Origin of the sequence: Shewanella goraebulensis (assembly GCF_030252245.1) — a bacterium.
In the GTDB taxonomy this organism is placed as follows: Bacteria; Pseudomonadota; Gammaproteobacteria; order Enterobacterales; family Shewanellaceae; genus Shewanella; species Shewanella goraebulensis.
Genome location: NZ_CP126972.1, coordinates 287113 through 301099 on the forward strand (window position 1 = coordinate 287113; position 13987 = coordinate 301099).

Consider the following 13987-nt stretch of genomic DNA (forward strand, 5'->3'; position numbering starts at 1 on the left):
AGGTAGGCATTGATAATTTATTATTGCTGTAGCGATTAGCCTTCAAATACCCAGCTCTGCCAGCTTTGCATACGCAATATTACTTTTCTAATAATTGAAAATGCTTTCCACTTTGGTGAGTAAACAGCCACGTGGGCATCAGTACCAGCAGGCAGCGGCATATTGGCTATCAGTTCTGGTTGCTCTAATTCAACTTTCACTAATATGCGTCCGGGTTGGTGGTTTGTTTCCGGTTGAATGAGGTTGCCAGAAGGGCTTACTGCGCCCTGAGCAAAAATATCGTTAATTTGTACTACTTTGGCTTTAAAAGCATGGCCGGGAATAGTGCTAAAAGTGACTTCGGCGGCATAACCATCTTTTATATATCTCGCTGGCATCTGTTTGAAAGCGGCAAAGATCTGCTTCTCTTCATCATGTACAAACGTGAGGTTTCCCTGAAAGGGAACTGTGCGGCTTTTCATACCGGGTCTCAGTCTAACCTGAGTGACATAGCCGTCGGTTGGTGCCACAACAGTGGTACTTTCCAGATTAAACAGCGCTTCTTCTAAGCTGGCTTGAAGACTAATTTTTTGCTGTTTAGCGTCGATCAACCTAGTATTGAGGCTATCGATTTTCTCATCTGAAGAGAACTGAGATAGCTGCAAATCTTCATAGCGCTTGAGTTCTTTGTCTAAGAAGCTGATTTTTACATCTGTCTCGATAATTTGCGCTGATAACTGATCAACTTGTGCCTGAAAAGGTATTTTATCAATCTGGTAGAGCGCTTGTCCCTTGGTAAGCGGCTGATTATCTTTTACATACACCTCGGTGATTAGTCCACTAATTTGTGAGGTGATTGGCGTTGTCACGCTGTATACCCTTGCCATACGAGATACTGGCTGGTACATCGCCATATACAGAAATATCCACCCCATAAGAAATATGCCAATGACACCCGCAGTTGTGAGGGTCCACTTATTTTTAGGTAGTTTGAATACCCGAAAGGCAATGACGCATAAGCTGATGTAGCTTAACAATATAAGTGTTTCCATTAAGCCTCTCCTGCCGTGTTTTGCAGAGTGACCACATCTGCTTTCAGGTCATTGAGCTGGCGCTGTAAATCCTGCTGTTCGCTTAAGGTGAGCCCTCTCACTGATTCGCCTTGAGTTTTAGGGTCATAGTACATAGCCCAGATCCATAGCAAAGGCCACAGTGCATGCATGAAAAACAAACTTATCCAGCCCGTGACATGTATCGCTTCTTGTTGTGGGTGATTGCGTTTTTTGGCAATTTCAAATGGAATATCGTAAATGGCGATAAGGCCATATATCAAAATCAATATAACCAGCAGTAAGATTGCTAGCGATGCATAATCTAATATTAAATTCATAGTTACTCTCTCAAAGTAAGGTTTAGGAGGAAATCCTTTTCCGTTTCTTTGAGAGAGTCTTCCATAATTGATAGCAAAAACTGCGTCTGGTGACTTGGAGTTAAATCAGGAACTATTTGACTTGTTAACTCTGCTCTACAGACTCTCTCTTCCATTCGAAAAGCAGTTTGCTTGACGTGGAGCTTAGGTTAGCAATGAGCAGAAAAGTCATCGATAGAGCCAGACTTAAAAGCCAATTAAGCTATACTTAATCGGCTAGTTAATATTAGCCATTATCGATATTAAAAATGAAGCATTGTCTATGTAATCAAACCAGTAGCTGGTAAGTTGGCTGCAAAGCCAGAATTTTACTTTTCATGATATTCATCTTCATATTTGCCACTGTTCTGAATGGTCTCCTGTATTTACGAGAGAAGAGTTACCTAAGCTGATGAGCAAACTGTTTTAAAATAGTATTTTTATGGGCGCTTATCGTGTGCTTTCAGTTGGTGGCAAGGGTAGTGACGACATTTGTTAGTGAAATAATGCGGTTGAATGCAAAATAAAAAGCCCGCTATTGCAACGTAAGCGGGCTTTTGGGCTGTCAGCTAAATGAACTGTCAGTAAACGATACTTTAAAAATAGTAACCAAAGTTAATATTGAAGCGTTTATTCGTATCACCATCACCAACCATAGTACCGCCAATGAAGGGTTGGTTTTCGGCAACCACATAATCGAAGTAGGTATATAAACCGCCTGCAGAAACCGCCATACCTGTAACATTCATAAAGGTGTCTTCAAGTGATGCAGACTTACCTGTAACCAATGAATAATCGTTATAAAAAGTTAAGTTAGATACTGGACCAAAATCAACCGGCAGGCTGTATGCTACGTTAGCGATGTAGGTCGTCGCTTCTGCTGGAATAGAGTCATAGAAGTGGTAAGCTGCAACGACAATACGGTCAACGTCCATGCCGTCAACGTCATAGGCATAATCGGTAACCTGTAATTTCACGTTCCAGCGATCGTAATCAATAATACCGTGAATCGCTGCCGCAAAATTGTCACCATCAGTGCCATTGGCTATTTCCAATTGACCTGCTTGTACTGAGCCACCGAGCTCAAGACCCAGTTTATCAAAGGTAAAATTGTGGGCGTAACGTAAATTAAAGGTATTCACTTCGCCAGCTTCATAACCTGCTGTTGGCGCGTCATAAGCATCTTCGCCATCTAAGCGAATGCCAACAACGTCATAGGCGTAGCGGTCTGTGCGATCAGATACAAACCCATCAATACCGCCTTGCTCATCATTTTTATAGAAAGCTAAGTCAAATTGGTTAACATCACTTTTATAGGTGTAATTTAGGCCCATATCGTGGTCATCTTCAAGACCCAGATAAAAGTTAGAACTGAAAAAGTAGTTGTTTGATGCGTAAGTCAGCATACCGAATGGCACTTGGGTGACACCGATTTTACCTTGTTGATTTTCATCAAAGTTATAACCAATCCAAGCGTGCTGCACTACGTTCATGTACTCAAACCAACGGTATTGAGCTGAATAGATTAAGTCGCCGTAACTGCCAGATACATCAATACGGAATAGGTCAAAGTCAAAATCACCACCACGATCGGCATTGGCATCATTGAAATCTTCATAGGAGTAATTGACACGAACAGCACCACCAAAATTAACTTTGGCTTCTGTTTCTTCAACTATCTCAACTTCATTGACAACTTCATTAACAACCTCAACTTGTAGCAGCTCAGTTGCTTGTGGTTTTTGTGCTTCTTTTTGTTGTGCTTCTAATTGTTCGATACGTTGTTTGAGGGCTTTTAGTTCTTCTTCAACGGTGGTTGCATTGGCACTAGCTGATAACGCTAAAGCAATACAAGAAGCGGCAAGTGTATAACGAGTCATCATATTTCCTATGGAGGGGAGTTAAGGAATGTGAGGTCTATGTTATCATTTTTAAGGTTTTGCTAATAGGATGTTTGCGCCTGGGTGCTGTTATTAACCTGCTTATCTAGGTGATATAGATCACGCTTATGGCATAAAGCGAAGTGCAGCCAACCAATGTCGAAAACGTGGTAGGCCTTTGGTCTTATTCATTGGCATCGTTTCTATTTTCTCAAAAATCCAACTTCAACATCTTCATCATTCTTAGATGAATATCACCTCTCTTAGCTTTCTTTCATGATAATTTTGAGCTCATCTAAAAAAGGAGTAAGCCATGAAGCGCCCTGTAATTCTTGATTGCGATCCCGGACATGATGATGCAATTTCGCTAATCCTCGCATTAAGCTCAACCGAACTCGACGTACTAGCCGTTACCACGAGTGCAGGTAATCAAACTCAAGCCAAAACACTGAATAATGCTTTACGTGTGTTAACGCTATTGGGTCGACACGATATCCCCGTTGCTTCAGGTGCGCCTAAGCCTTTAGCGCGTGAGTTAATTATTGCAGATAATGTTCACGGTGAATCGGGTCTTGATGGGCCTAAACTACCTGATCCTGCATTTGCTCCTGTGGCGCAAACCGCAATTGAACTGATTGCTGAAAAGGTGCGTCAAAGTGATACTCCTGTGACCTTAATTCCCACGGGGCCTTTAACTAACATTGCTATTTTCTTAACGGCTTATCCCGAGCTGCATGCCAATATTCACAGCATAGTATTGATGGGCGGCGCGGCAGGTGCAGGCAATTGGACTCCAGCTGCTGAGTTCAATATTTTCGTTGACCCAGAAGCTGCGGATATTGTATTTAAATCGAAACTTCCGATTGTTATGTGCGGCTTAGATGTGACACATGAAGCGCAAATTATGGATGAAGATATTGAACGTATTCGGAAAATTGATAACCCAGTAGCTCAATGTGTCGCTGAGTTACTCGATTTCTTCATGATTTATCATCGCGACCCTAAATGGGGCTTTACAGGGGCGCCCTTGCACGACCCTTGCACCATTGCATGGTTGCTTAAACCAGAGCTCTTTACAACGACAGATTGTTGGGTGGGAATAGAAACCAAAGGTGAATATACCCAAGGTATGACGGTGGTTGATAGATACCAACTTACTAGCAACCCTCATAACGCTAAAGTGATGTTTAATATTGATCGCCCCGGGTTTGTAGACTTTATCGTAGACTGTTTAGAAAAGTATTAAGTAAATGACTATTAGTCGAGTCAGATTAACTTCGGTTGCATACTATCGTTTGCAACCGGATTAAAGGTAGCTATGAATAAATTATTAGTGATTGGTAGCGCAAATGCAGATCATGTCTTGGCATTTGATTCATTACCTCAAGCAGGTGAAACCTTGCTGAGTCGGGATTATCGCCTTGAACTGGGTGGCAAGGGGGCTAATCAAGCTGTTGCCGCAACTCGACTTAAATCATCAACTCAACAGGTCGATTTTATCTGTGCATTGGGTGATGATGGCAATGGCGAATTGATGCGCAAAGCTTGGCAAAAAGATGAGCTTGAGCTTTCTGGTTGCTACGGCATCGCTGGGCAAAGCACAGGCACAGCGATGATTTTTGTCAGTAGTTCAGGAGAAAACAGTATTGGTGTAGTCGCGGGAGCCAATGCCTGTTTGTCGCCAGAACATATAACAGAGCAACAAGACAAATTTGCTCAAGCAAGTTACTTGTTAATTCAACTTGAAACGCCGCTAGATACCGTTTTAGCAGCGTTAAAATTGGCTAAGGAACATGACTGCACCACTATTTTAAATCCCGCACCTGCTGCTAATTTACCTAAAGCCTTATTATCACTTGTGGATATCATCACGCCGAATGAAACTGAAGCCCAAGCCTTAACAGACATCAAGGTGACTGATACAGCATCAGCAGCCAAAGCTGCTGAGCAATTACATGGATATGGTATCAATACAGTTGTGATTACTTTGGGCAGCCAAGGCGCATATTTGAGTGTGCAAACCACCAAAGAAATAATGAGTGAGCTAATCCCTGCATTTGCTGTAACTGCAATAGATACCGTTGCGGCAGGAGACACGTTTAATGGCGGCTTAATGGTTGCGTTAGATGAAGGGTGTTCTATTAAGGAGGCTGTTATTTTCGCCAATAAAGCATCGGCTATTGCTGTTACTCGCCATGGTGCGCAGCGGGGTATTCCTTATCGAGCAGAGGTTACAAACGAAAGGACTGTTTAAAGTATACTTGGTATTTGAACTGGATTTATATTTTAAACAATAAGGGGAAGTTATCCCCTTATAATAGGTGTAACTGAAAGTGGTTAACTCGATTCTTGATCGTGATGTTGTTTTAATTTTTGAAACAACACATCTTTCAAATTTGCACGTTGTACTTTTAGTTGGTGCATATGCTCGTCATCGGTTGGGCTTCCTTCAACTTCTAACTCACGTATTTCATAATCCAGTAAATGATACTGTTTTGATAAAGCTTCAAACTCTTTGTCTTTATGGTTCAAGTAAACAATGTCTTTCTTAAACTCTGGAAAGTCGAAAATAAGTGCGTGATTCTCATTTAACATAGGCAATCCTTGAAATGGTTAATTGAAACTCTTTGCTTTAAAGCTAAAGTCACTATAGCACTATGAAGTTTCACAAAGGGATAAGTTTGAATGGTTTAGCGATCTAGGTAGCAAAAAATATGCGGGTAAAGAAGGGTGCTTTAATACAGTGAAGATTAAAAACGCCTCATTAGTTTTTAACAAGGCGTTGATGACAGTTGATGCAAATGAGTGCTAACTAAAAAGCTTAAAAACAATGAGCTAAATAGCCCGTTTGCTGTACCGCTGTTCAAAATTAAATGAGCTCATCTTCATAGTGCGAATTGAATCAACCCAGCCCATGACCATTGGCACTAAAGTCCAACTGAATACTAAGTAAAGGCTGCCTTTTAGATGTTGGCCTAAATAGAACTTATGCAAACCTAAGCCGCCGAATAAGAAACCAAACCATATTGCAAACTTTTGATTCTTAATACGAATATTGGGGTCAATGCCTGAAAGTGCTTCTAACCCCTGAATCGCCTGACATTGAGGGCAGGTAATGTGGTTAGAATCGATTTTTTGGCTGCATTGTGAACAAGCTATCTGAGGCATTACAAACTCCAATGGTCAATATTGCTAATGAAGCATTATGAGTACATGTGTTCGCTCAGTTCTAGTGTTCTAGATCTCACTATTAAAATAAATAATACGTTAACGAAGATAAATTACTTAAATAGAGATATGTAAATGCTATCGGTCGCCAAATGTAAATTAAATTATAACTTTATCTTACTGTAAATAATGTGTTTTTTATTTGGTGTTGGCTGGTGGCTTTCATAGTGAAGTATTTTTGTCATACCAAGCTAGACTGTAATAAAGAGCCAGAAATTAAAGCTGAATTTGTGCTTAAACAGTACGCTTGTTAATTTTGTTTGTCCTAAATGTGATATGTATTAAGACTATTTTGGAGGTTTTACTCGTATCACTCATTATTGAATAGGTAATCAATCCGCAAAGTTCACTATCTAATAGTAAAGTGTGAGCTTTAGATAACAGCATGTCGCATTTATTGTATTGATTATCGAGACAATAAAACTCGTAAACACTCCTTATTTCCTCATCATGTTCTCTCGTAAAATAGCGCCTTCAAATTTTTAAGGTGTTGTTCAATTGAAACAGATTTCTTGGTGGCAAAAAGCATTAGCCCTTTGTACAAAATGTATAGTTTTGGTCTTTAGTTGTTATTTACCGCAAGTATCTGGCCAAGAGCTCGAAGTGGTAGCTAATAACTCTATATCTCAAGCTGAACCTCCTTTACTGGGTTTATCCGTTACACCTAGATTAAAAGTGGGGCTGGCGCTCAGTGGCGGTGGTGCTAAAGGGGCTGCACATGTTGGTGTGCTGCGTTACTTAGAAGCCAATAACATAGCGATAGATTACATTGCAGGAACCAGCATTGGTGCATATGTTGGCGGGTTATACGCATTGGGTTATAGCGCCGATGATATTGAAAACATCATGTTAGGCTTAGATTGGACTAGTGGCTTTGACGACAACGTGCCTCGCAAGGCGCTAAATTATCATGATAAACAGGATTTTGACCGCTTTAATTTACCCTTCGAGTTTGGCTCGTTAGATGGGGAGCTCCTCATGCCTCAGGGGGTACTGCGTGGGCAAACGATGGGGAATTTATATATTCGCTCCGCAGGGGTAGTGCCTCAGCAGAAGTCGTTTGATGAGTTAGCTATTCCATTTAAAGCGATTGCGACAGATATCAGTACAGGTAATGCGGTGGTGCTTGAGTCGGGTAATTTGCTCACTGCAATGCATGCATCGGCTTCTGTGCCGGGTATTTTACAGCCCGTTGAAATCGACGGTAAGTACCTTGCCGATGGAGGAATGGTAAGTAACATGCCTGCTGATACAGTCAGAGAAATGGGCGCAGATGTCGTGATTGCTATTGATATCGGCGCTGAACTTGCGCCAAAGGAACAGCTAAAAGACAGCTTTGCCATACTCGGTCAGTTATCGACGATTATGACTCGCGCGAATGCACTAGAGCAAATCGACAACCTTCAACCCCAAGATATTCTTATTCGTCCTGACATCAGTGAGTTAGACACTACGGATTTCAGCACTATGCCCCTTGGGTTTATTAAAGGTGAGCAAGCGGCTACCTCTTTAAAGCAGCAATTATTACCACTTCAATTAAGCGCTGAATATTATCAAGAGTATCAATCACAGCGTTTAGCCTATAAGCATGCTTTACTGGATTTTCAGCAGCAACCTATTACTCAAGTGACACTCGTGAATAACAGTAAAGTGAACACGAAACAAATCGAGTCCGCTTTAGCCGTTTCAGCTGGCGATAACCCTGATACTGAGGATATTGTAGCGGCAGTTGACCGAGTGTATGCGCTAAATGAGTTTGAGCGGGTAGAAGTAGAAACGATAGATCATGCAAATGATGGCAAAGAGTTGATACTAAAAACACAGCGAAAAAGCTGGGGTCCCAATTTTTTTGATATCGGTTTTTCCTGGGAAGAAGACTTTGCTGAGGTGTCGGATCTCAAACTTGATTTGATGTATTCGATGAATAACGTCGCAGGCACCGATGGACAGTTACGTTTGGAGCTTACTTCAGGTCGCGAAAAACTCTTGGCTGCAGAATACCGTTTACCATTAGATGACTTAGATACATATTATTGGAAAACTCGCTATCAACTTACCCAAGAAGAGCAACTCTATTACTGGGACAATGAACGCGGTTTAAGCACCGATAATACTGCTCATAACCTGAGTATGGCACTTGGGTTTAATGTGGCTAACAACATGATTTTTGAACTCGGATTTTCGGCTGAAACCGGCAGTATTGAGGGGGCTTCGTCGCTTAAATTAGATATCGACTATGATACCTATTCAAGCTTTGCGCTGATAAGTTATGATTCTTTAGACAGTTATAGTTTTCCGAGTGAAGGTACTTTGCTTTACTTGAAAGGTGCCTTTAACAAAGATCAGTTAGATCCTGTCATTATTCCTTTATTAGGGGAGGTGTTAGGTGATACTGAACTGTTCAATTATGATTTTGTCCTTAAACATGCTCAAAGTATTAATCAGCATACTGTCATCGGTAAAGTCAATCTTAGTGGAACTGATAGCAATCAAATTAGCCTTATACATACCCAAAAACTCGGTGGTTTTCTCAATTTATCAGGCTTACATAATGATGCGCTTGTAGGGTCACAACTTGCTTACGGTTCACTGGTATATCAATACCGAATTGACTGGCATGGGATAGGGGGGAAAGCTATACCTATTTATATCGGTGCATCGGCTGAAGCTGGTAATGTTTGGCAATTTAAAAATGAGCGCGATTTAGATGATTTGATATATGCGTCGAGTATTTTTATTGGCACTGAAACAGAATTCGGACCTGCAGTACTCGGAATAGGCTTTAACGATCAGCATCATAAAACAGTCTATTTAACTTTAGGTAAAACCTTTTAAACGAGTGGTTAGTCTAAGCAACTAATCTTTGCTATTAACCTTTGTCACTAACTTTAGTTGCTGGTTTATGAAAACTCAGTTCATTCTGAATTGCCTGATATGATCAACAGCTTAAGCTTGATTTGTGGCAGTTGAAATTCAGGGTTGTAAACTGAGTAAAATAGAGATTGATTGCCAACAAAATGATGCGGGTCACAGTTATCAACCCTTACAACTGCAGAGTGTGAACAATATTACGGTTTGAAGGCGTAAAAGCACGTAGGTTAATCTCACTAAAGATATGGCTCGCCGGAAATATGTCGGCTCATTATTGTCTTATTACTATCTCATTATTAGGGACCTAAGCATGTCAGAATCAAACCAAATGCCAAATAAGGCTTTTTTCGATCGCGCTAACGAAATCATTCAAGTTGCCAATAACCATAACCAAGATCCTGAAACTAAGACTGGTGAAATTAGTGCTTCATTTATGTATGCATTAACTCGATATAATGCTTGGTTTGGTTCAACAGGTTTTTCTTCGGCAGAACAAATGCAGCAGAAAAAATCAGAAATGATGGAATATTACGTTGAAGAGTATCGCAAGATGCTTGAAGGTAATATGGATGACTATATTGCTAATTTCGACCAATACCGCAAAACACAAAAGTAAGACCCTATTTAAGTTAGTGCGTTAGACCTGTCGCTAACTTAATATATAAAGCCACTATTAATCTATTTAGTAGTGGTTTTATTTTTTGTGTCATTCAACTCTTATTTACTCTTTAGTTCCTTCTATGATAACAGTGTTCTCAATTATGGATTGTTAGTTTTAGTTTTTAGTTTATTGCATTTGTTCGAAAGGTAAATATGAGAACATAATAATATTATAATGATTAATTTTTCATGTTCGACATTGGCTATTAAACTTGAAATAAAAATGGCATATATTATTTTGATTTTTATAGTGAAATGTTGCCAAAAGGTTTTCTACTGGTTTTTTGTGTGCAGAGTTTACTTTGTGCCAATGTTAAAGCTGCGTGTTATATAAAAATTAAATAATCTAAATTCTGTTATTTATACTGTTGAATTTGGCCCAATTCAATTTTTACAATCGTTAATGATTCAGTCAGAACTGAAAGTTAATGATCATTTCTATCTTTCGCCCCAATATTTATTGTTTAAAATATCTGCAAATGATGTTTCTTTATTATTTTGAGAAAAATAAAATTACTATAAACTAAATTTTATGTAACTTTTAAATTCTGCGTTCCTATTTATCATTATGTTTTTTTTGGTTTTTGTTGCCTTCTTTGTGGGTGTGTTCATTCAGGAGGACATTAAACTGGCTGTTGGTCGATATTTATCATTTTGTGAATACTTAAGATTTTATGGCTAACTCAGATAGATTTAACTTTAAAAACATCTTTACGTCATTTTTAATAAATTATTCTTACTTGGTTTAATATTTTTGTAACTTTACTGGTGGATTTTATTGACTGTAATTTGTGCTTTTTATGTAGTTTTATATTTTGCTTTTATTTCTTTATTAAAAGCTATTGTGGAATTAATTGGGTGATTTATTGTTAATTTACTTCTTTTTTAGATTCGTTGTTCTCTTTACTTGTTTATTAATTTTATTTAATTTATCGACGTTTTTAATAGCGTCAACAAAATTAGTTAATAGTTACTGCTTTATTTGGAAATTAGTTAATTCTTAAATAGGCGGTAATGATTTGAGTGAAAGAAATCAAACAATCCTTTGGAGTAAACATGAAATTTAATGCTAAGAAGCTTCTTCTTGTTTCAAGCGTTGCAGCAGCACTAGTTGGTTGTAGTAATTCATCTGACGATAAAAAAGATACTATTAGTATCGATCTTCGTTTAATGGAAACCACTGATATCCATACAAACGTAATGCCTTACAATTACTTTGTTAGCCAAGCTGATAACGAAGCTAACTTACCTGAATGGGGCTTAGCACGTACTTCTTTAGTGATTGCAGAAACGCGCAAAGAAGTGGCTAATAGCATGTTGTTTGACAACGGTGACTTAATCCAAGGTAGCCCAATGGGCGATTACATGGCGGCGCTTGGGGCTGATCACCTTAAAGGTGAAACTCACCCTGTTTACAAAGCAATGAACCACTTAGAGTATGACGCTGCTAACTTAGGTAACCATGAATTTAACTATGGTCTTGAATACTTAGATGAAGCACTTAAAGGTTCAGAGTTCCCATATGTTGCTGCCAACGTTTGGAAAACTGATGACTCGTTAGAAAAAGTGAGCAATGCAACTGATGAGTGTGAAGTTCGCATTACAGAAGATTTCTACGATAAAGCTGAAGGTTTATATGACCCATACGTGATTTTAGAGCGCGAATTCATAGCAGATGATGGTCAAGCACATACTGTAAAAGTGGGTGTGATTGGTTTCACTCCACCAGATATCATGGGTTGGGATGCATCTCACTTAGTCTGTAATGTTGTTGTTTCTGATATTAAGAAAACAGCTGAATATTATGTACCAATGATGAAAGCTGAAGGCGCAGACGTGATTGTTGCAATCCCGCATTCAGGTTTGAACAACAATGATGATGAGTTTGCTGAAAATGCTTCTCTTCATTTAGCGCATGTTGACGATATTGATGCCATTATGTTCGGCCACGATCATCGTGACTTCCCTAACTCAACTGGTGAATACGGTGATATCCCAGGTGTTGACGCTGAAAAAGGTCTAATTAATGGCATTCCTGCTGTTATGCCTGGTTATTGGGGCGCGAAACTAGGTGTTATTGATTTAAAACTTACCTCTAATGATGATGGTGAAACTTGGTCTGTAGATCATAACCATTCAACGGCAGAGCTTCGCTCTTTAGTTGAAGGTTCTGATGGTGCAATTGAAGATTTAGTTGTCACTGAACATGAAGGTACAGTTGAGTTTATGGCTGAAACGATTGCAGAAATCGACGTCAACATGAACAGCTTCTTCCCACAAGTAGTGCCTGATTTATCAATTCAAGTAGTGAATGAAGCTCAGCTTCATCAACTAAACAAGTGGAAAGCTGAAGGTGAGTTTGCTGATGCATCTGAAGATGCGTTATTCCTATCAGTATCAGCGCCATTTAAGTCTGGTCGTAACGGCCCTGAAGACTACACCAACATTCAAGAAGGTGAGCTAACTAACGCATCTGTTGCTGATATCTATGTATTTGATAACAACACTCCAGCCGTTTTAAAAATGACTGGTGCAGATATGAAGCGTTGGATCGAGTGGGTTAACTCTAATGCCTACCGTAGCCTACCTTTATCTGCTGGTGAAACCTTCTTAGTAGAAGAATTCCCTGGTTATAACTTTGACGCATTCTTTGGTGGATTCAGCGAAGAGGGTGAAGGTTTACTTAAGTACACTGTTAACGTTGAAAATGAGTCTAAGTTTATCATTGAAGACTCTGGCTTCACAGAAACTGAAAATGAGCAGTTAACAAGCCTGACTTACGGCGGTGTTGAAATTGCTGATGATGCAGAAATCTATGTAATTACCAACAATTACCGTGCATCTAATACAAGCATGCCTGGTGTTGATAATGCTACTCTTGTAAAAGAAGAAGCTGCGTTTGTTAACCGTGAATTAGTTCAGTTCTACTTAGCTGACCGTTTAGCTGAACAAGAAGGCACTGAGCTTGCTTTCCCTAACGCGAAAGTATTCCAGCTTGAAGCGCCAAATACTACTAGCGTGTCATTTGCTTCTGCAACTGTTGAAGAAGGTTTCCGTTGTGCGACCAACGAAATTACTGGTCTTTCAACTGATAAAGAAGAAGGCACTAAAGAAGGTTCACCTGGTTTCACTATCTACAACTTTAACTTTGACTACAACGGTGAGTTCAACTGTGCAGCTAAGTAATATTTAGCAGACAGAAATTTATCAACTGACGTTAAATGGATACTAGAAACAATTAACTGAAGCGACAAAAGCCCTGCTTAGCAATAAGCAGGGCTTTTTATTGCCACTAAATTGATCTTATTTATAAGTGCAAATTCCTCTAACTAATTTAACCCTTAATTTTATAGGTGCCCTTCGTGGTTAAGGTCACTGTGACTGGGCTGCTGGTGTTGTTCTTCCAGTACCAACCATGGTTGCCTGCAAATGGGGTGACTAATGAGCCTTTCATTTGGTTCGATGTCGTAATCGCATAGCTTTCGTAATAGCCAGTGGTGTCACCTTGTGGCTCACCATGGAAGTCAAAAAATAATGCTGTGCCATCAGTTTTCCACTCATATTCAAAGTGACCATGTTGATTTAATAACAGTTTATATTCCAAGCCTTTATTCGCTGGAATGGTAATGTCGATGACATCAGCACGAGTGCCAGCGTCGATGCGATTTTGTTTAATTTCGCTTACGGTTGGCGCATCAATAATCACTAATTTTTCAATGTCTTTACTTTGAGTCATCTCGGGCACATTACCGTCTTTATAATTGGCAGCTTGAGCTATTTTAGTTAGCCCCGCTGCGCTACCTAACCCTGTAGGATCGATATTGTATTCGGCCGGTAATATGGCTATCAAAAGAACTACAGAGCCAATTAAAATTGCTATAACGCAGGCTTTAATTAACGTTGCGGTTGACTGCACTTGCACGTCATTATTGTCAGAATGTTGCATGGTAATTCCTTTCAA

The 13987-nt window shown here is 39.6% G+C and carries 11 protein-coding genes; 5 read left to right on the plus strand and 6 right to left on the minus strand.

All coding sequences use genetic code 11. The features are described 5' to 3' along the window. Positions 1-35: 35 nt before the first annotated feature. The 3 genes from QPX86_RS01410 to QPX86_RS01420 all read right to left on the minus strand — a co-directional run bounded on the left by QPX86_RS01410 (position 36) and on the right by QPX86_RS01420 (position 3267). Positions 36-1031: an HlyD family secretion protein gene (locus QPX86_RS01410; RefSeq protein ID WP_220752451.1), complete on the minus strand. Its 996-nt coding sequence runs from the start codon at positions 1029-1031 to the stop codon at positions 36-38. After that, positions 1031-1369, minus strand: a complete 339-nt coding sequence (locus QPX86_RS01415; RefSeq protein ID WP_285163883.1) for a DUF3302 domain-containing protein — start codon at positions 1367-1369, stop codon at positions 1031-1033. Before QPX86_RS01415 ends, QPX86_RS01410 begins: the two co-directional genes overlap by 1 nt. Positions 1370-1983: 614 nt before the next feature. After that, positions 1984-3267: a carbohydrate porin gene (locus tag QPX86_RS01420; protein WP_220752449.1), complete on the minus strand. Its 1284-nt coding sequence runs from the start codon at positions 3265-3267 to the stop codon at positions 1984-1986. A 313-nt stretch (positions 3268-3580) separates the two neighbouring features. On the opposite strand from QPX86_RS01420, the gene rihA reads away from it, so the two are divergent. Together rihA and rbsK are read left to right on the plus strand one after the other, a co-directional pair. Beyond that, positions 3581-4513 (plus strand): pyrimidine-specific ribonucleoside hydrolase RihA, encoded by a 933-nt coding sequence (gene rihA / locus QPX86_RS01425; protein WP_285163884.1) that lies wholly within the window; start codon positions 3581-3583, stop codon positions 4511-4513. Between the two features lie 72 nt (positions 4514-4585). Further along, positions 4586-5521 carry a ribokinase gene (gene rbsK / locus QPX86_RS01430; RefSeq protein ID WP_285163885.1) on the plus strand — a complete coding sequence of 312 codons (936 nt, stop codon included), beginning with the start codon at positions 4586-4588 and terminating at the stop codon, positions 5519-5521. 83 nt (positions 5522-5604) lie between these two features. Here the strand turns inward: rbsK and QPX86_RS01435 are convergent, their stop codons facing one another. After that, positions 5605-5862 (minus strand): YdcH family protein, encoded by a 258-nt coding sequence (locus QPX86_RS01435; protein WP_220752446.1) that lies wholly within the window; start codon positions 5860-5862, stop codon positions 5605-5607. Positions 5863-6102: 240 nt separating this feature from the next. Further along, positions 6103-6435 carry a TM2 domain-containing protein gene (locus QPX86_RS01440; RefSeq protein WP_220752445.1) on the minus strand — a complete coding sequence of 111 codons (333 nt, stop codon included), beginning with the start codon at positions 6433-6435 and terminating at the stop codon, positions 6103-6105. 558 nt (positions 6436-6993) lie between these two features. Between QPX86_RS01440 and QPX86_RS01445 the strand changes: the two genes are divergently transcribed. The 3 genes from QPX86_RS01445 to QPX86_RS01455 all read left to right on the plus strand — a co-directional run bounded on the left by QPX86_RS01445 (position 6994) and on the right by QPX86_RS01455 (position 13212). After that, positions 6994-9330 (plus strand): patatin-like phospholipase family protein, encoded by a 2337-nt coding sequence (locus QPX86_RS01445; protein ID WP_285163886.1) that lies wholly within the window; start codon positions 6994-6996, stop codon positions 9328-9330. A gap of 346 nt (positions 9331-9676) precedes the next feature. Continuing rightward, complete coding sequence (locus QPX86_RS01450; RefSeq protein ID WP_220752443.1) at positions 9677-9982, plus strand: DUF3144 domain-containing protein; 306 nt, start codon at positions 9677-9679, stop codon at positions 9980-9982. 1100 nt (positions 9983-11082) lie between these two features. After that, entirely contained in the window at positions 11083-13212 is a 2130-nt protein-coding gene (locus QPX86_RS01455; protein ID WP_220752442.1) for a bifunctional 2',3'-cyclic-nucleotide 2'-phosphodiesterase/3'-nucleotidase, read from the plus strand. Between the two features lie 148 nt (positions 13213-13360). On the opposite strand, the gene QPX86_RS01460 is transcribed toward QPX86_RS01455, so the two are convergent. Further along, positions 13361-13972, minus strand: coding sequence for a hypothetical protein (locus tag QPX86_RS01460; protein WP_285163887.1), 612 nt, complete (start codon positions 13970-13972; stop codon positions 13361-13363). Positions 13973-13987: the final 15 nt, after the last annotated feature.